Source organism: Streptomyces mayteni (genome assembly GCF_054783955.1).
Genome location: NZ_BAAGPR010000021.1, coordinates 1 through 15,880, shown reverse-complemented (window position 1 = coordinate 15,880; position 15,880 = coordinate 1). Strand labels below are relative to the sequence as shown.

19 protein-coding genes and 1 tRNA gene are annotated in these 15,880 nt (G+C 74.3%); 9 read left to right on the top strand and 11 right to left on the bottom strand.

Annotated features, from left to right (window positions below; all coding sequences use genetic code 11):
• Position 1: 1 nt before the first annotated feature.
• Positions 2-418: an organic hydroperoxide resistance protein gene (locus tag ACYVPE_RS12485; RefSeq protein ID WP_461033582.1), complete on the bottom strand. Its 417-nt coding sequence runs from the start codon at positions 416-418 to the stop codon at positions 2-4.
• A gap of 113 nt (positions 419-531) precedes the next feature.
• On the opposite strand from ACYVPE_RS12485, the gene ACYVPE_RS12480 reads away from it, so the two are divergent.
• From ACYVPE_RS12480 to ACYVPE_RS12460, 5 genes are all read left to right on the top strand, one after another.
• A complete protein-coding gene (locus tag ACYVPE_RS12480) occupies positions 532-972 on the top strand; it encodes a MarR family winged helix-turn-helix transcriptional regulator (RefSeq protein ID WP_461033581.1) in 441 nt (146 codons plus the stop codon).
• 58 nt (positions 973-1,030) lie between these two features.
• A complete protein-coding gene (locus ACYVPE_RS12475; RefSeq protein ID WP_461033580.1) occupies positions 1,031-1,828 on the top strand; it encodes an alpha/beta fold hydrolase in 798 nt (265 codons plus the stop codon).
• 291 nt (positions 1,829-2,119) lie between these two features.
• Positions 2,120-2,245 (top strand): hypothetical protein, encoded by a 126-nt coding sequence (locus tag ACYVPE_RS12470; RefSeq protein WP_461033579.1) that lies wholly within the window; start codon positions 2,120-2,122, stop codon positions 2,243-2,245.
• Positions 2,246-2,328: 83 nt separating this feature from the next.
• Positions 2,329-3,237, top strand: a complete 909-nt coding sequence (locus tag ACYVPE_RS12465) for an RpnC/YadD family protein (RefSeq protein ID WP_461033578.1) — start codon at positions 2,329-2,331, stop codon at positions 3,235-3,237.
• 197 nt (positions 3,238-3,434) lie between these two features.
• On the top strand, positions 3,435-3,893 hold the full coding sequence (locus tag ACYVPE_RS12460) for a hypothetical protein (RefSeq protein ID WP_461033577.1): 459 nt from the start codon (positions 3,435-3,437) through the stop codon (positions 3,891-3,893).
• Here ACYVPE_RS12460 and ACYVPE_RS12455 read toward each other — a convergent pair.
• From ACYVPE_RS12455 to ACYVPE_RS12440, 4 genes are all read right to left on the bottom strand, one after another.
• Positions 3,852-5,393 (bottom strand): MFS transporter, encoded by a 1,542-nt coding sequence (locus ACYVPE_RS12455; RefSeq protein WP_461033576.1) that lies wholly within the window; start codon positions 5,391-5,393, stop codon positions 3,852-3,854. The genes ACYVPE_RS12460 and ACYVPE_RS12455 overlap by 42 nt on opposite strands.
• A 96-nt stretch (positions 5,394-5,489) precedes the next feature.
• Complete coding sequence (locus tag ACYVPE_RS12450; protein WP_461033575.1) at positions 5,490-6,152, bottom strand: hypothetical protein; 663 nt, start codon at positions 6,150-6,152, stop codon at positions 5,490-5,492.
• A gap of 180 nt (positions 6,153-6,332) precedes the next feature.
• Positions 6,333-6,695: a hypothetical protein gene (locus ACYVPE_RS12445; protein WP_461033574.1), complete on the bottom strand. Its 363-nt coding sequence runs from the start codon at positions 6,693-6,695 to the stop codon at positions 6,333-6,335.
• Between the two features lie 44 nt (positions 6,696-6,739).
• Complete coding sequence (locus ACYVPE_RS12440; RefSeq protein ID WP_461033573.1) at positions 6,740-7,567, bottom strand: helix-turn-helix domain-containing protein; 828 nt, start codon at positions 7,565-7,567, stop codon at positions 6,740-6,742.
• A gap of 555 nt (positions 7,568-8,122) precedes the next feature.
• Here ACYVPE_RS12440 and ACYVPE_RS12435 point away from each other — a divergent pair.
• Positions 8,123-8,620 (top strand): NUDIX domain-containing protein, encoded by a 498-nt coding sequence (locus ACYVPE_RS12435; protein ID WP_461033572.1) that lies wholly within the window; start codon positions 8,123-8,125, stop codon positions 8,618-8,620.
• A gap of 29 nt (positions 8,621-8,649) precedes the next feature.
• The gene (locus ACYVPE_RS12430) at positions 8,650-9,219 is read left to right on the top strand and encodes a DNA polymerase ligase N-terminal domain-containing protein (RefSeq protein WP_461033571.1); all 570 of its coding nucleotides are present in this window, start codon (positions 8,650-8,652) and stop codon (positions 9,217-9,219) included.
• Here the strand turns inward: ACYVPE_RS12430 and ACYVPE_RS12425 are convergent.
• Positions 9,216-9,995 (bottom strand): ABC transporter permease, encoded by a 780-nt coding sequence (locus ACYVPE_RS12425; protein ID WP_461033570.1) that lies wholly within the window; start codon positions 9,993-9,995, stop codon positions 9,216-9,218. The two genes, ACYVPE_RS12430 and ACYVPE_RS12425, sit on opposite strands and share 4 nt — an antisense overlap.
• A gap of 146 nt (positions 9,996-10,141) precedes the next feature.
• Here ACYVPE_RS12425 and ACYVPE_RS12420 point away from each other — a divergent pair, with 146 nt between their 5' ends.
• Complete coding sequence (locus tag ACYVPE_RS12420; RefSeq protein ID WP_461033569.1) at positions 10,142-10,441, top strand: GYD domain-containing protein; 300 nt, start codon at positions 10,142-10,144, stop codon at positions 10,439-10,441.
• A gap of 47 nt (positions 10,442-10,488) precedes the next feature.
• On the opposite strand, the gene ACYVPE_RS12415 is transcribed toward ACYVPE_RS12420, so the two are convergent.
• Positions 10,489-10,561 (bottom strand) — tRNA-Arg (locus ACYVPE_RS12415).
• A 146-nt stretch (positions 10,562-10,707) separates the two neighbouring features.
• On the opposite strand from ACYVPE_RS12415, the gene ACYVPE_RS12410 reads away from it, so the two are divergent.
• On the top strand, positions 10,708-11,181 hold the full coding sequence (locus ACYVPE_RS12410) for an Hsp20/alpha crystallin family protein (protein WP_461033568.1): 474 nt from the start codon (positions 10,708-10,710) through the stop codon (positions 11,179-11,181).
• A 13-nt stretch (positions 11,182-11,194) separates the two neighbouring features.
• Here ACYVPE_RS12410 and egtD read toward each other — a convergent pair whose 3' ends face one another.
• The 4 genes from egtD to egtA all read right to left on the bottom strand — a co-directional run bounded on the left by egtD (position 11,195) and on the right by egtA (position 15,706).
• Positions 11,195-12,187, bottom strand: coding sequence for an L-histidine N(alpha)-methyltransferase (egtD, locus tag ACYVPE_RS12405; protein ID WP_461033567.1), 993 nt, complete (start codon positions 12,185-12,187; stop codon positions 11,195-11,197).
• A gap of 21 nt (positions 12,188-12,208) precedes the next feature.
• Positions 12,209-12,958 (bottom strand): ergothioneine biosynthesis protein EgtC, encoded by a 750-nt coding sequence (gene egtC / locus ACYVPE_RS12400; protein WP_461033566.1) that lies wholly within the window; start codon positions 12,956-12,958, stop codon positions 12,209-12,211.
• The gene (egtB, locus tag ACYVPE_RS12395) at positions 12,958-14,259 is read right to left on the bottom strand and encodes an ergothioneine biosynthesis protein EgtB (RefSeq protein ID WP_461033650.1); all 1,302 of its coding nucleotides are present in this window, start codon (positions 14,257-14,259) and stop codon (positions 12,958-12,960) included. The genes egtC and egtB overlap by 1 nt, the downstream gene beginning before the upstream one ends.
• A 64-nt stretch (positions 14,260-14,323) precedes the next feature.
• The gene (egtA, locus tag ACYVPE_RS12390) at positions 14,324-15,706 is read right to left on the bottom strand and encodes an ergothioneine biosynthesis glutamate--cysteine ligase EgtA (RefSeq protein WP_461033565.1); all 1,383 of its coding nucleotides are present in this window, start codon (positions 15,704-15,706) and stop codon (positions 14,324-14,326) included.
• Between the last annotated feature and the right edge of the window lie 174 nt (positions 15,707-15,880).

Below are 15,880 nucleotides of genomic sequence, written 5' to 3'. Positions count from 1 at the left end.
GCTACTCGACGACGAGGGTGACCGGCACGTTGCCGCGCACCGCGCGGGAGTAGGGGCAGACCTGGTGGGCCTGCTCGACCAGCCGCTCGCCGGTCTCGCCCGCCAGCGAGTCGGGCAGCTCGACGCGCAGCGTGACCTCGAGGCCGAAGCCGGCGCCGTCGTCGGCCTTGCCGATGCTGACCTCGGCCGTCACCGACACCTCGCTGACGTCGGTCTTCGCGGCCCGGGCGACGTTGCTCAGCGCGCTGGCGAAGCAGGCCGCGTAGCCGGCGGCGAACAGCTGCTCCGGGTTGGTGCCCTTGCCGTCGCCGCCGAGGGCGGGCGGGAGGGACAGCCCCAGGTCGAGCTTGCCGTCGCTGCTGACGGCCCGGCCGTCACGGCCGTTGGCGGTGGCCGCCGCGGTGTAGATCGCGTCCATGGGTGGTCCCACTCTCTCTGTCGAGGTCTTCGGGGTCTCCCCCGCCCCCAAATAGTTGCACACGATCGAGTTGTGCACAACTCAATCGCGGACGACTCGGCTACCCTGGTGTCATGAGCACCGAGTACCTCCGCCTCGACCAGCAGATCTGCTTCGCCCTGCACGCGGCCTCCCGCGCCTTCGGCAACGTCTACCGGGTGGTGCTCAGGGACCTGGGGCTCACCTACCCCCAGTACCTGGTGCTGCTGGTGCTCTGGGAGCACGGCGAGCTGCCCGTCAAACGGATCGGCGAGCTGCTGCGGCTCGACTCCGGCACCCTCTCGCCGCTGCTCAAGCGCCTCGAGACGGCCGGCCTCGTGGACCGCAGGCGCAGCGCGGACGACGAGCGCTCGGTCACCGTCAGCCTCACCGACGCCGGCCTCGCGCTCCGCGATCGGGCCGAGCTGATCCCCCGCCGGATCGCCGAGGCCACCGGGCTGCCGCCGGCCGACATCGCCGAACTGCGCGACCACCTCGCCCGCCTGACGGCGGCCCTGGACGCGGCCACGCCCTGAGCCGGCCGAACGGCGCCGCTTGACCCTGCCACCGGTGTCAGCCCCTAGCTTCGCCGACATGGACACTTCCCCTTACCGGCTCGGCCGGATGGTGCGCGGCTCGGGCCCCGGGCTGCTGCTCGCGCACGGCGCCACCGGCTCCGTCGACGCGAACTACGGCCCGCTCCTCGACGGCCTCGCCGAGCGCCACACCGTCGTGGGCCCCGACTACCCGGGCTCCGGCCGCACCCCCCGGGCCACCGAACCGCTGGACCTCGACCGGCTCGCCGACGCGCTGGTCGCCACCGCCGTCGAGGAGGGCGTCGAGACCTTCGCCGTCCTCGGCTACTCGCTCGGCGGCGCCCTCGCCGTCCGCGCCGCCACCCGACACCCGGAACGCGTGACGGCGCTGGTGCTGACGGCGTCGTTCGCCCACCCCACCCCCCGGATGCGGCTGCTGTTCGAGGACTGGCTGGCCCGGCTCGCCTCGCCCGACCGCGAGGACGCGGCACGCTGGGCGGCGCTGCACGGCCCCGGCACGCCCTACGTCGACGGCCTCACCGCGGAGCGACTCGACGCCCTGGTCGCCGGATCCCGCGCCCCCGCGCCGCCCGGCGCGGTCGACCAGATCGAGCTCGGGAGGGCGGTCGACGTCCGCGCCGACCTCGGACGCCTCGCGGTGCCGACGCTCGTCATCTCCACGCTGCACGACGAGCTGGCGACCCCGCACCACCACCGGGCACTCGCCGCCGGCATACCGAACGCGGAGTTCGCCGAACTCCCCTCGGGACACCTGCCGTTCGTCGAGACGCCGGACGCCTGGCTGACCCTGGTCCGCACCTTCCTCGACGCGCACGCCGGCGCACCCACCGGCTGACGCGCCCTCTGGTCCGCGCCCCGATCTCGGGTCACTATCGTCGCGGAAAGAGGTGATCTCCATCGCTCTCGTGGCGCGGACCTTTTACCGGTACTTATGTGACAATCCGGACTGCACGTGGCAGTCACAGCTCACCGGGTATCAAGATCAGGCAGAGCAGCAGTACGCACAGCACGTCGAACGGCACCACGGCGGGGACGTCGCCACCCCCTGCGCCCGCTGCGCGAGCGGCGGCCACGGGGCGGGCGAGCGACGGAGCGGCCACGGAAAGCGGAAGAGAGCCACCCAGGTATGACCACCACGACCAGCGAACTGACCACCCAGGCCACCCCCGTCGCCCTGAAACAGTGCCCCGGCTGCGGGGCCACCTGCCCCGACGGCCGCGAGATCTGCCTCGCCTGCGGACACCGCTTCTGACCTCGGACGTCACCCCCCACTCGAACGAGTGAACTTACGCTGTTCGGGCGGTTTAGTCGATCATGGGGCCTTAGGGTCGAAGCATGGTCACATCCCGACATGAGGCCGCACACCGGATCTTCCAGGAGCGGCAGAACCTCCTGACGCCCGTCTTCCGGATCCTGGGCGTCGACTTGCCGGAACCAGCGCGCGTGGAGGTCATCGACGGCGACGCGACGGAGATCCGGCCATTGGAGCGCCGGGTGGACAGCGTGCTGCGCCTCACCTCGCGGGACGGAGAGAAGTTGCTCCTGGCCATCGAGTCGCAGAGCAGACAGGACCCGGACAAGGCCAACAGCTGGGCGTACTACGTCAGCTACCTCAAGGCCAAGTACCGGATCCCGACACTGCTCCTGGTGGTCTGCCGCGACAAGAAGACCGCCGACTGGGCGGCCGGCCCCTTCCACCTCGGCACCAACGGCTGGACATCGCTCCGGCTCAACCCCCTGGTCCTCGGCCCGGGCAACGTCCCGGTCATCACCGACCCGGCGGTGGCCGCCGAGAACCTGCCGCTGGCGGCCTTCTCGGCCCTGACACATGGCGACGCGCCGGAGGCCCCGGACATACTGGACGCGATGGCGTCCGCCCTCCGCAGCGAGACGGCCGCGTCCGTCGATTACTACTCGCAGTTCCTTGAGATTGGTCTGGGAGACACCCGGGCTCGCGAGATCTGGAGAAAAATGATGAAGATCTACTTCCCGGGCCGTGGCCTCGAGATCGAGGAGAGGTACCTGGAGGGCAAGGCCGAAGGCGAAGCCGCGGGCCGGGAGGAAGCCGCACAGCGGCTCGCGCGGACGGTTCTTCGCGTGTTGGAGAGTCGGGACGTGCGGCTGCCCGAGGAGGCGCAGGAGCGGATCCGGACGTGCTCCGACCTGGACGAAGTGGAGCTCTGGGCCTTCCGAATGATCCACGCCACCACGGCCGAGGAGCTGTTCGCCCCCACCGAGAGGTAGGTCACCCCGCCCCCGGCGCCGTCCGCACGTCCTTCCGGGTCAGCACGGCGGCGCCCCAAAGGGGCGCAGGGAACCGCGCGATCAGCCACGACGCACCCGCGGCCGGGCTACCGGTTTTCCAGCGGAGCACTTCCGGCTCCGCCCGTCACCGGTCTGGGTGTTCAGCCGGGGCGCGGCGTTGACGACCCAGAAGTGGTGTGACGGCACCCGCGCACTTTCACGCGTACCACTGGCAGGGGGAACGCCGCGTCTACGACCAGGAGGCCGACCGCCGGCCCGGCCCGTTCGGTCCCTCCCCCGGTTTCCTCGCCAACATCTGCACCCCGATCCGGATCAGCGACTGGCTGCTGCGCCCGTCCTCCGCCATCGCCCACACCTGCCGGACGTCAGAGGACGCGGCCGACTGGTTCCGGCGCGAGCTGGGGCGCGCCGCCCCGGCGTTCGCCGTGGAGCATGACCGCGAGCAGGCGGCGACCCGCGCCGAGCGGGCCGCGGAGCGCCTCGGCTGGGGCGGCGACGTGCACGCCGGCTGGTATCTGCGCGGCACCGGCTACCTCACCCTCGACGTCGTCGGCTGCTCCCCCAACCACAGCGACCCACGCCTGCCGTGCCCGCTACGCGCCCCCGGCCCGGTCGGGGCCGGCGTCAGGGCCTGAGCGTTCGCCGCCTCTCGGCTCGCCGCCCGGTTCGAGCGGTGGCGAGCCGATCGCGCAGTGCGGGGTGCACTCGGGCTGGGGAACGGACTCGCCCTCGGCCGCCGGCGTGAGCCGGCCAGGCACGGTGACCAGCGAGACCAGTCCGCCGACCACCATCAGACCGGCGCAGATCAGCACCGCCTTGCCGAACGCCGTGTCCACCGCGCTCGCGTTCCGGTACTGGTCGGTGGAGAGCCCGACGGCCAACGGCAGCGCGGCGACGGCGAACAGCTGCGCCACCCGCGCCGCCGCGTTGTTGACGCCGCTGGCCACCCCGGCCCGCCGCACCGGCAGCGAGGCCAGCACCGTCGCCGTCAGCGGCGCCACGAACAGGCTCAGGCCGAGGCCGAGCACGACGACGGCCGGCAGGATGTCCGTCAGATAGGAGCCGCCCGGGTGCACCCGGTGCAGCAGCACGAGACCGCAGGCGGCCACCAGCGGGCCGACCGTCATCGGCACCCGGGGCCCGATCCGCTGCGCCAGCGCCCCGGCGGGGCCGGAGAGCGCGGTGAGCAGCAGCGTCATCGGCAGCGTCGCGACGCCGGCCTGCAGCGCGTCGTAGCCGAGGCCGTTCTGGAGCTGGGTGGGCAGCAGGAAGAAGGCGCCGCCGATCGCCGCGTAGAGGCAGAGCGTCACCAGGTTGGTGGTGGTGAAGAGCCGGGAGCGGAAGACGCCGAGCGGCAGCATGGGGCGCGGAGTCCGCCGTTCCCACCACACGAAGGCCACCAAGGCCGCCACGCCGCCGACCGCGGCCGGCCAGAAGCGGCCGATCAGCGCGTAGGTGACGCCGCCGAGGCCCACCGCGGCCAGCGCGGCGCCGAGGATGTCGAAGCGGCCGCTGGCCTCCCAGTCGCGGCTCTCCGGCACCCGCCTGGTCAGCACCAGGATGATCACCGCGAACGGCACGTTGATGAAGAAGATCCAGCGCCAGCCAGGACCGTCCACCAGCCAGCCGCCGAGGAAGGGGCCGAGGGCGATGGCGACCCCGCCGAGCCCGGACCACAGACCGACGGCCTTGGCCCGCTGCTCGGGCCGGAACGAGGACTGGATCAGCGCCAGCGAGCCCGGTGTCAGCAGCGCGCCGCCCACGCCCTGCAGCGCCCGCGCCCCGATCAGCGCCGTCCCGCTGGGCGCCATCCCGCAGAGCAGGGAGGCGATGGTGAACCACACCACCCCCCAGACGAAGACGCGCCGCCGCCCGTAGCGGTCCCCCAGGCCGCCGCCGAGCAGGATCAGGCCGGCGAGCGTGAGCATGTACGCGTTGAGGGTCCACTGGAGGTCGGACAGCGGGACGTTGAGGTCGGCCCCGATCCTGGGGAGCGCGACGGTCACGATGGTGCCGTCGAGCTGCGCCATGCCGGAGCCGAGCACGGCGCTGGCGAGCACCCGGCGGCCGGTCGGTGAGTCGGTGCCAAGGTCGCCGGCCGCGACCCCGGCAGGGCCGGCACGCCGCTGCGTCATGGTCACATCATCGCCGTGGGTGGCGGCGTCCGCCGCTCAGGGCGCGCCCGGACCCCCGTGCCGGGCGCGTCCCCTTCACCCACCGCCGGGCCTGAACTAGCCGTCGAGGCGGTCCACGGCGATGCGGGCGGTGTCGCGGAAGGCGTCGGTCGGCGCCGAGGCCAGGGTGCCCATCTCGCCCCACACCACGACCGTCACCAGGTCGCCGCTGCGGCCGACGGCGAAGAGGTGGACGTCGTCGGTGAGCTCGGGCATCGACGTGCCGACGCCGTAGACGCGGCCGCCGTCGCCCGCCGCTATCGGGCCGTAGTCGGCCCACTCGGCGGTGGCACCCGGGTACTGGCCGGCCCAGCCGTCCGCGCAGTTCTCGACGGCGGCGCGCAGGGTGGCGACCGTGCGGCGGGCGGCCGCCTGGCTGTTCCGGTCGATGATCAGCTGGGTGGCGTTGGTCTCCAGCTCGGTGCGGAAGTCGCGCCGCACCGTGCCGCGCTCCGGGACGGCGTTCTCCAGGCAGAACAGCGGGTCGCCGGCACCACTGGTGAGCGGTCCCGCGGTCCACGGCGTCGAGTGGGGCGGCAGGTCGCCCGGCGCGAGCGGGCTCGGCACGGCGGGCATGGCCGGCCCTCCGGACGAGGCGTGCGCGGCGGGCGCGTCGTGCGCGGTGGCGGTGCCGCCGCCGAAGGCGAGCGTGCCGGCCAGCGCGGCCACGCTGATGGCGGCGGCGCAGGCGGCGCGGGCGAGGCCCGGACGGAACGTCATGACGAAGGTCCCCCTGACGGAGCTGAGGTGGTCGTGCCAACGTGATCGCGTTGACGGAACACAGCCTCGTCCGCCGCCGTCCCGGCCTCAACGGTCGCCGGCCGATCAGGCATGCGGGAACGCCGAAACCGCTGCTGACCTGCGGAGATACCGGACCCCTGGAACGCCGGCGCGGGACGGTCAGCGGCCGGTGGCGCCGAGCAGGTACCGGACGGTGGCGGGCGTCTGCCCCATCGCGGCGGCCACCGCCGTCACCGGGTAGCCGAGCACCCGGTGCAGCACGTGCGCGTCGTACTGGGCCGGCGGCTGTTCACCGGCCTGGTGGTGGATCCGGGCGGTGAGCAGCCGCCAGGCGAGGGAGGCGGGGTTGGGGTGGCTCAGCACGCCGCGCCAGCCGCGGAGCAGCTGTTCGAGGACGGCGGCGACGTCCCGGTCGGCGTCGGGGTGGGGGCGGTGGTGGCGGGCGTAGGCGAGGTAGCGCTCGCGGTGCAGGGCGAGGAACGCCTCGTAGTCGGGGGGTAAGGGCAGGGGGAGCACGGTCAAGGGGGTCTCTCGTGGTCACTGGTGGGTGGCGCGCCGGCCCCGGGTCAGCCGAAGGCCGCCGCCGGCGGGCCGACGCTCCCGGCCCGCGCCGGGGCACTCACCGGCGTGCGTGGTGCGGGCGGGCGGGCTGCGGTACGTGGGGGCGTGCGTGCCGGGGGACGCGCGGGTGGACGCGCCGCCTGCCAGAGCGGCAGTATCGCGGCCTGGTCCCCACCGCAGGCGGCGGTCAGGGCCTGGGCCAACTCCCAGGAGGGGCGGCGCTTCCCGCTGAGGACCCGGGACAGGTAGGAGGCGGACACCCCGGTGCGCTGCCCCAACTCCCGCAGGCTGCGCCCGCTCGCGCGCTGCAGCCGGGCCAGGGCGAGGGCGAGCGCGGTCACCTCCGGGGCCTCGGCCGCCGCGGCGTCCGAGCCCTGCCGGACGATGAACGCCCCGTTGGCGCGGCCGCGTTGACGCATCCGGCGGGCCACCCGGTCGGTGGGCCAGCGGCTGCGCAGCCGGCCGGGCGAGACGTTGAGCCGCCGCGCGATCTCGGCGGCCCGCACCCGGCGGTCGCGGGCCTGCTGCACCGACGCGGCCTCCAGGTCCTCCACCACCGGGCCGAGCCCGGCGGCGAGTTCCAGCACCCGGAGCGCGTGCGCCCCGCTGCGGTCGTCCGCCTCGGCGGCCCGCCCCAACGCCTCGACCCGGCGGGCGAGATCGCGGGTGATGTCCTGGAGGCAGGGCGTGAAGCGTTGGGCGTTCGGTGCCGGCACGGCGTGTCCGGCCCGGTATGCGGCGTCCCGACACCGCTTGTCGCAGTACTCCTTGGGACGCCCGACGGGGTTGGGTTCGATCGGCTTGCCGCACTTGGCGTTCTTGCAAGGGGTCAACACACGTTCCCTGGGATACGTCGGTTTCTCACCGGAAGTCGGCGCGAGACCGGTCGGCCGCCGGGCGAAACGACGGTCGGCCGCCGGTACCGGCCGGCGGGGCGGGGCGGCGCGGCCCCGCCCGTCAACGGCCCGCGGCCCCGGCGGATCCGCCGGCGGCGGACGCGGGAACGGGCCTCGCCACGCCGTTGACCTTCCTGGCAAGCGCCCGCCGCGTTCCTACCACCGCCTGGCGGGGGATGCTACGGTCGAACCGCAGCGTGCGTTCAGGAGGCATGTGCCCTCCACTGATCGAGGCTGACGTTTCGCGGGGCCCGGTCCCTGGTTGCCGCCTGGCCGGGCTCCGTCGTGTGGTGGGGACGCTACAACGTCAACCCTCCGATATGCCAGCGCTACGAGACGTAATCGGAACGATCTTCATACGCTGGCGACGAATGCCCCCACAGATCGGGCCAATTGGTCAATCTCGGTCACGCGCCGGTCAGTTGACATAGCTCGGCGACGTACTCGGTCAGTCTCCGGTCGCGGCCGGCCGACCCGACTACCCTGCCGACCATGGCCGTTCCCTCGCACCCCGCCGAACTCTCCGCCTACGACCGGTCGCTGCCGCGCAAGCGGGTCGCCGCCGGCGTGCTGTTCCTGGACGGCGACGGGCGGGTGCTGCTGGTCGACCCGGTGTACAAGGAGCCGTGGGAGCTCCCGGGCGGCGCGGTCGAGGAGAACGAGAGCCCGCGCGAGGGCGCGGCCCGGGAGGTCGAGGAGGAGCTCGGTCTGGTCCGCCCGCCCGGGCGGCTGCTGGTCGTCGACTGGGCGGGGCCGCGTCCTGGCAGGAGCGACGCCCTCACCCACGTCTACGACAGCGGCCGGCTCTCGCCCGAGGACGTCGCCGGGATCCGCCTCCCGGCCGACGAACTGCGGGCGTTCGCGTTCGTCGAGCCGGCTCTGGTGGGCGAGCGGCTGATCCCGCTGCTGGCCCGCCGCGTCCGGGCGGCCGTGGCCGCCCGCCGGGACGGCCACACCGTCGAACTGCGGAACGGCTCCCCCGTCGACTGAGGATGCGGACCGGGCTCGCCACTGCCAGCATGGGCAGGGTGGCCAGGGATCTCACGGAGTACCGGCGCAAGCGGGACTTCGCCAGGACGACCGAACCCAGCGGCGGCGAGGGCCCGCCGGAGGGCGCGCCGCGCTTCGTCGTGCAGATCCACGACGCCTCCACCACGCACTTCGACTTCCGCCTCGAGGCCGACGGCGTCCTGAAGTCCTGGGCGATCCCCAAGGGCCCCTCGACCGACCCGCACGACAAGCGGCTCGCCATGCCGACCGAGGACCACCCGCTGGAGTACCGCGACTTCGAGGGCGTCATCGGCCGCGGCGAGTACGGCGCCGGGCCGGTGATCATCTGGGACGAGGGCACCTACCAGGTCGAGGGCCGCCCGGTGGCCGACGCGCTGCACCGCGGCCACCTGTCCTTCCGCCTCGACGGCGCGAAGCTGCACGGCGGCTACGCCCTCACCAGGTTCCGCGAGAACGCCTGGCTGCTGGTGAAGCGCGCCGACCGCCACGCCTCAGAGCGCGGCACCCCGGACCCCCAACGCGCCCGCTCCGCCCGCACCGGCCGCACCCTGCGCCAGGTCACCGCCGAGGACCGCTAACCGTCCCGGCGCAGCAGGCCACGCGCCACCAGCTCGAGCGTGAGCGCCACCGCCATGGTCTGCGCCGCCAACAGCGCCAGCAGCACGAACAGTTGCACCGCGCCGGCCTGCGCCGGCGAGGCCCCGCCGAGCAGCATGCCGACGAACGCGCCGGGCAGCGTGACGAGACCCACCGTCCTGGTCTGGTCGAGGCCGGGGATCAACGCCCCCGACGCGGCGGTCCGCGCGATCTCCAGCCGGGCCTCCCGGGGCGGCAGGCCGAGCGCCAGCGCCGCCTCCACCTCACCGCGCCGCGTCGTCAGCTCCTCCAGCGCCCGCCGGCCGGCCAGCGCCGTCGCGGTCAGCGAGCCGCCGATCAGGATCCCGGCGACCGGGATCAGCGTGATCCCCCGCGCCGGCACCAGGCCCGTGGCCGACACGGCCGCCAGCACCGGCACGGGACCGGCGCCGATCGGCACCGCGACCCACCACCAGCTCCCGTCGTCGGTGACCCGCCGCCCCGCCGTCCACACCGCGACCGCGTACATCACCAGCAGGAACCCGGCCAGCGCGGCCCACGACCCGACGACCCAGCCGATCAGCACGGACACCGCCGCCAGCTGCGCCACCGCCCGCCCGCCGGCGACCAGCACCGACCGCGCGTAGCCGCGCCCGTCGTCCCGCGTCAGACTCGCGAACGCCGCCACCCCACCGGCGGCCACCAAAAGACCGACGAGCAGCACCGCGAGCGGCCACCCGACGGGCAACAACCCCTCCCGCCCCACCCCGTCACCCATCCCCCCATGCTCGCACCGAACCGGAACCGGCGCCTCGGCGGTCGGGGCGGCCCGCACCCCTCGTTCGGGCGCGCACCTCGTGCGGGTTCCGGCACGGTCGGCCAGGCTTGACCTCGCGATGTGTCCCCTAGCGGAGGTGAAGGAAGATGCCGACGTACGTCGCCCTGCTGAACTGGACCGACCAGGGGGTCCGGAACTACGAGGACACCGCGGAGCGCGCCGAGACCTTCGGTTCGGCGGTGCGGCGGCTGGGGGCCGAGCTGCTGAGCATCTACTGGACCGTCGGCCCCTACGACCTCGTGGTCGTCCTCGAAGCGCCGGACGACGCGACCGCCGGCGCGGCACTTCTCCAGCTGGCCGGGGTGGGCAACGTCCGTTCCACGACGCTGCGGGCCTTCGACCGGGAGGAGATGGAGCGCATCATCGCCAAGGCGGCCGGCGGCTGACGATGACGAACGCCCCGGACCATGATCGGTCCGGGGCGTTCACACGGTGCCCCCGGCAGGATTCGAACCTGCGACACCCGCTTTAGGAGAGCGGTGCTCTATCCCCTGAGCTACGAAGGCGCGTCGGTCGACAGTGTAGCGGGTGGTCCGGTGCCGGCAGGCGGCTCGCGGGGGGCCCGGGGGCAGGTGTGACAGGGGGCGGGTGGGTTCACTAGCATGGGAAGTGGCGGAATTGTCACGATTTCTCCTTTTGGAGGTGAGCCGTCATGACACTTCCCATGCGACGACAGCGGCCCGTGATCGACGGTCGGCGGTCCTGGGGGCGGGACACGATGTCCGAGTTCGACGACCTGTTCAACCGGATGGGGACGTTGCTCGAATCGACCGTCGGCGGTGGGCTGGCGAGGCCCACGGCGTGGGCGCCGTTGGCGGATCTGACGGAGCTGGACGACGCGTACCTGATCGAGTGCGAGCTGCCCGGGATACGGCGCGAGGACGTCGACATCGAGCTGGACGAGCGTCAGCTGGTGATCAGCGGCGAGTTCGCGGAGCAGGAGCGGAAGGGCACGCTGCACCGCGGCACCCGGCGCACCGGCCGGTTCGAGTACCGGACGATGCTGCCGGGCCAGGTGGACGCCGAGGGCGTGACCGCGACGCTGAGCGACGGCCTGTTGACGGTGCGGATTCCCAAGGCGGCCGGCACCGGCAAGCGGCACATCGAGGTCGGAGACGGGAGCTGACCGACCCGAAGACTCAGGCCGGCAGCGCGAGGAGCACGGCGAACCGTTCCTGTTGGTCGGTCCACCAGTGCTCCAGCGTGAAGCCGGCCTGCGTCAGCTCCGGCTCCAGGCCCTCGCGCCTGAACTTGCAGGAGATCTCGGTGCGCAGGTCCTCGCCGCGGAGGAAGTCGAGGGTGAGGTCGAGCGTCGGGATCTTGACCGTGTGGGTGATGCGGGCCCGGAGCCGCATCTCCATGCGTTCGTCCTCCTCGTTCCAGATCGCGCGGTGGTCGAAGGCGCCGGGGTCGAAGTCGGCGTCGAGTTCGCGGTTGAGGACGGTGAGCAGGTTCTTGTTGAACTCGGCGGTGACGCCTTGGCCGTCGTCGTAGGCGCGGAGCATGCGGGCCGGGTCCTTGACGAGGTCGACGCCGAGGAGCAGCGCGTCGCCCGGTGCGGTGAGGGCCTGGCGGAGCCGGCCGAGGAAGGCGGCGCGCTGTTCGGGGTCGAGGTTGCCGAGGGTGGAGCCGAGGAAGGCGACCAGGCGGGGCGCGTCGGAGGCGTCGGGGAGCGCGAGGTCGGTCTCGAAGTCGGCGACGGTGGCCGTGATCCGGAGTCCCGGATAGGCGGCGGCCAGGTTCTCGGCGGCGGACGTCAGGGCGGACTCGCTCACGTCGAGGGGGGCGTAGCGGCGCAGGGTGCCGTCGGCGGTGAGGGCGTCGAGGAGTATGCGGGTCTTCGCCGAGGAGCCAGAGCCGAGTTCGACGAGGGTGTGGGCGGCGGTGAGTTCGGCGATCCGCTCGGCGTTGGCCCGGAGCACCATGCGTTCGGCGCGGGTGAGGTAGTACTCGGGGAGCCGGGTGATGCGGTCGAAGAGCATGCTGCCGCGGGCGTCGTAGAACCACTTGGGCGGCAGGGTCTTGGGGTTCTCGGTGAGCCCGGCCTGGACGTCGGCCCGCAGTGCGCGGGCGAAGTGGTCGGCGGCGACGCGGCGTTCGACGGTGAAGTCGCCGGTGGTGGAGTTGGGCATGGGGGGTTCCTTTCGCGAGGGTCACAACGGGGCTATCTCCGCGGTGTGTTGGGTGGTGAGGAGGAGCGACTGGTCGGGGACCTCGTGCCAGTCGGGGTCGTCGGTGGTCGGCTCGGAGGCGACGGTCACCTCGCCGGTCGACCTGCGGTAGTAGAGGGAGGCGCCGCGGCGGATCGCGGCGATGGCCTCGCCGTCGGTGAGCAGCAGGTTGAGGCGGGCCCCGGGGCGCGCGGCGGCGGTGAGCCCGGCGACCTCGGCCAGCGCGTCGGCGGCCGGGGTGCCCGCGGTGAGCCGGCGGGCGATCATCACCCAGAGCAGGGCCGCGTCGGTGTGCGCCTCCATGGAGAGCAGGTCGGAGGCGGAGAGCGGCTCGCCGGTGTCGCCCGGCAGCGACTCCCAGCGCTGCACGAAGCCGTTGAGGGAGAACAGCCAGCGGCCCAACGCGTAGGGCGCGGCGGCCGATTCGTCGAGGCTGTTGCCCGGGGTGGCGGAGCGGACGGCGGCGAGCACCGCGCCGCTGCGCAACAGGTGGGACAGGCCGGGGAAGTTGGCGTCCGCCCAGATGGGGACGGCGCGCCGGTAGCGTACGGGGCCCGCGCGGTCGTGCGGCGGGTACCAGCCGACGCCGAAGCCGTCGGCGTTGAGGGCGGGTTGGTCGTCGCCGACCTGGTGGCGGGGCGCGTAGGACTGCGCGTAGAGGCTGTGCGGCGGGTCGGTGACGATCTCGGCGAGCGCCCGGGGCGGGCCGAGGTAGGCGAGGTGGCGGCACATCACCGGCCTCCGGCGGGGGCGTCGGCGTCGCGGGTGGTGCGGGCGGTGCGGGCGGTGCGGAATCCCGCGAAGATCTGGCGGCGTACCGGGAAGTCCCAGTTGCGGAAGGTGGATCGGCAGGCGACGGGGTCGGTGCCGAAGGAGCCGCCGCGCAGCACCTTGTACCCGGTGCCGAAGAAGACCTCGCTGTACTCGCGGTAGGGGTGCGCCGCGAAGCCGGGGTGGCCGGTGAAGTCGGTGGCGGTCCACTCCCAGACGTCGCCGAGGAGTTGGCGGGCGCCGCAGGGCGCGGCGCCGGCCGGGTAGCTCCCGGCGGGGGCGGGGCCCAGGTGCCGCTGGCCGAGGTTGGCGTGCTCGGGGGTGGGCGGCGTTTCGCCCCAGGGGTGGCGTCGGGAGCGGCCGGTCGCGGGGTCGTGGCGGGCGGCCTTCTCCCACTCGGCCTCGGTGGGCAGCCGGCGTCCCGCCCAGCGGGCGTAGGCGTCGGCCTCGTACCAACAGACGTGCACCACGGGCTCGTTCGGGGGCACGGGCTCGGTGTGGCCGAAGCGGCGGCGGAGCCAGGCGTCGCGCTCCCGGCGCCAGAAGGCGGGGGCGGTGAGGTCGGCCCGGACCCGGTGCAGCCAGCCCTCCGGGTGCCACCACCTGGCCTCCCGGTAGCCGCCGTCGGCGACGAACTCCTGGTAGGCGGCGTTGGTGACCGGGGTGGTGTCCAGCCAGAACGCGGGCACGTCGACGCGGCGCGCGGGGCGTTCGTTGTCCAGCGCGTAGGGGTCGGCGGCGGCGTCCGTGCCCATGGTGAACGGGCCACCGGGGACGAGGACTTCGCGGGGCAGCGCGGCGACGTCGGCCGGCGCCGGGAGCGGGGCGGGGGCGTCGAGGACGGCGGGGCCGCCGCGGAGTTGGTGGGTGGCGAGCATCGTCTCGTCGTGCTGCTGCTCGTGTTGGGCGATCATCCGGAAGAGGAGAAGGGCCTCGGGGGACGCGTCGACGAGCACGTCCAGGGCCTGGGCCCGCACCTCGGCGAGGTAGCGGCGGGCGGGTCCCGGGCCGAGCAGCGGCAGCGCCGGGCGGTCGGCGCGGGGGTGGCGGAACGCGTCGTAGTACTGGTCGAGTTCGGGGCGCAGCGCGGGCCGGCCGCCGGCGGCGCGGACCAGCCAGATCTCCTCCTGGTTGCCGATGTGCGCCAGGTCCCAGACCAGGGGGGACATCAACGGGGAATGCTGGGCGGTGAGTTCGTCCTCGGGCAGGCAGTCGGTGAGGGCGTGGGTGCGGCGCCGCGCGGCGTCCAGGGCGGCGGCGATCTCGTCCGGTGCCGGCTGTTGGGGCTGGGGCCGGGGCTGGGTGTCGGGCCCGGCGAGGGTGTGGTCAGTCACGGCGGGCCCCTTCCAGCGGCGGTCGGCGTCGGCGCTGGTCCAGGCTGTCGAGGTGGTCGTCCGCCGGGCAGCGTCCGCGTTCGGCGTAGCGGTCGGCGAAGCGGCCGACGGTGGCGCGCAGGCGGGCGTCGGCCGGGTCCCGGGCCAGCGCGGCCTCGGCCGCGGCCAGGCAGGCGCGGACGGCAGGGCCGAGCAGCGGATCGGCCGGACCGTGGCGGGCGGCGCGCAGCCAGAGCTCCGGGCGGGGCAGCGGGGCGCCTCCGGTGAGCGGCTCGGTGGCGCGGTGCGCGGCCTCGGCGGCGGCCGGGTCGTCGAGCAGGGTGCGGACGACGGCGACCGGGACGATCCAGTCGTCTCCCGACTGGGCGTCGATCATGCGGAGTTCGAGCCAGCCGCGCGGTCGGACCGGCGGGAAGAGGGTGCTGAGGTGGTAGTCCAGGTCGGACAGGGCGGGCGGCCGGTCCTGGCGTCCGTGCGGGCCGCGGAGCCACGACCGGAAGGAGCGGGCGTGGGGCGCGGTCCAGGCGGCCGGCGGGTCGCGGCGGACGCACAGCAGCGGCGCGTCCAGCGCGTACTCGGCCCAGGCAGCGCGCGGGTCGGCGTCCGGCGCCGGGGGGCGGGTGCGGCCCGGGTCGATGCGGGCCCACAACGCCTGCCGGGTGGACCGCCAGCCGGTCGGACGACCGCGCCAGAGCGGGGAGTTGGCGAACGCGGCGACCAGCACGGGGCCGAGGCGGTGGGCGAGCAGCCAGCGCGCCCGGTAGCCGGTCGGCCCGGCGGACTCGTCGCCCGCGTCGACGCAGACCTGGACGGAGGCGGTGGCCCGCATCATGATCCGGCCACCGGGACCGAAGCGGTCGAAGTACGCCTCCATCGCGCGGTAGCGGGGGGCGTCGAGCACGCGGGGCGGGGTGCGGTGCGGGTCGAGTCCGACGCCGACGGGGGTCAGGCCGGCGGCCGCCAGGACGTGCCGCAGCGCGGCCACGTCGTCGGCGGCGGCGCCGACACAGCCGCCGAGGCTGGTCGCCGGCGGCCCGCTCAGCTCGACCTGGCCGCCCGGCTCGCGGGTGACGCGGGAGCCGCCGGGCAGCGCGCCGGGCACGGCGAGCGGCAGCAGCGCGGCGTCCAGCACGTCGGCCGGCACCAGCCGGCCGGGGTCGCGGCGGTCGTGCACCAACCACTCGAGCTCGACGCCGGTGCGGAGGGGTGGGGCGGCGGCGAAGGCGTTGCGGCGGACGTGGGCCTCGGCCTCGTCGGCGGAGAGGGGGGTGGGGGCCACCGGCACGAGGGCCTGCCCGGCCGGGGTGGCGGTTTCGGCGGTTTCGGCGGTGTGGGTCGTGGGGAGGGGCGTCGTCGCGTCGGAGTCCCGTGCCATGTGAGCCGCCCTCCGCGGTGCCGGTCCGATTCGCCCCGAATTTTCCGAAGCGCCGGATTCACGGTACGGCGGGGGGTGGGTGGCGGCCTGCGGCGAAGGTCCAGGCGGGTGGTGAGCCCTCGCAGCGGCGCCGGGGGTGGCGGGGCGGGGGTTTTCCCCACCCACCCCCCCCCC

Coding starts and splice junctions, on each gene's coding strand:
- ACYVPE_RS12485 (WP_461033582.1), bottom strand. CDS start 418: ATGGACGCGATCTACACCGCGGCGGCCACCGCCAACGGCCGTGACGGC.
- ACYVPE_RS12480 (WP_461033581.1), top strand. CDS start 532: ATGAGCACCGAGTACCTCCGCCTCGACCAGCAGATCTGCTTCGCCCTG.
- ACYVPE_RS12475 (WP_461033580.1), top strand. CDS start 1,031: ATGGACACTTCCCCTTACCGGCTCGGCCGGATGGTGCGCGGCTCGGGC.
- ACYVPE_RS12470 (WP_461033579.1), top strand. CDS start 2,120: ATGACCACCACGACCAGCGAACTGACCACCCAGGCCACCCCCGTCGCC.
- ACYVPE_RS12465 (WP_461033578.1), top strand. CDS start 2,329: ATGGTCACATCCCGACATGAGGCCGCACACCGGATCTTCCAGGAGCGG.
- ACYVPE_RS12455 (WP_461033576.1), bottom strand. CDS start 5,393: ATGACGCAGCGGCGTGCCGGCCCTGCCGGGGTCGCGGCCGGCGACCTT.
- ACYVPE_RS12450 (WP_461033575.1), bottom strand. CDS start 6,152: ATGACGTTCCGTCCGGGCCTCGCCCGCGCCGCCTGCGCCGCCGCCATC.
- ACYVPE_RS12435 (WP_461033572.1), top strand. CDS start 8,123: ATGGCCGTTCCCTCGCACCCCGCCGAACTCTCCGCCTACGACCGGTCG.
- ACYVPE_RS12430 (WP_461033571.1), top strand. CDS start 8,650: ATGGGCAGGGTGGCCAGGGATCTCACGGAGTACCGGCGCAAGCGGGAC.
- ACYVPE_RS12425 (WP_461033570.1), bottom strand. CDS start 9,995: ATGGGTGACGGGGTGGGGCGGGAGGGGTTGTTGCCCGTCGGGTGGCCG.
- ACYVPE_RS12420 (WP_461033569.1), top strand. CDS start 10,142: ATGCCGACGTACGTCGCCCTGCTGAACTGGACCGACCAGGGGGTCCGG.
- ACYVPE_RS12410 (WP_461033568.1), top strand. CDS start 10,708: ATGACACTTCCCATGCGACGACAGCGGCCCGTGATCGACGGTCGGCGG.
- egtD (WP_461033567.1), bottom strand. CDS start 12,187: ATGCCCAACTCCACCACCGGCGACTTCACCGTCGAACGCCGCGTCGCC.
- egtC (WP_461033566.1), bottom strand. CDS start 12,958: ATGTGCCGCCACCTCGCCTACCTCGGCCCGCCCCGGGCGCTCGCCGAG.
- egtA (WP_461033565.1), bottom strand. CDS start 15,706: ATGGCACGGGACTCCGACGCGACGACGCCCCTCCCCACGACCCACACC.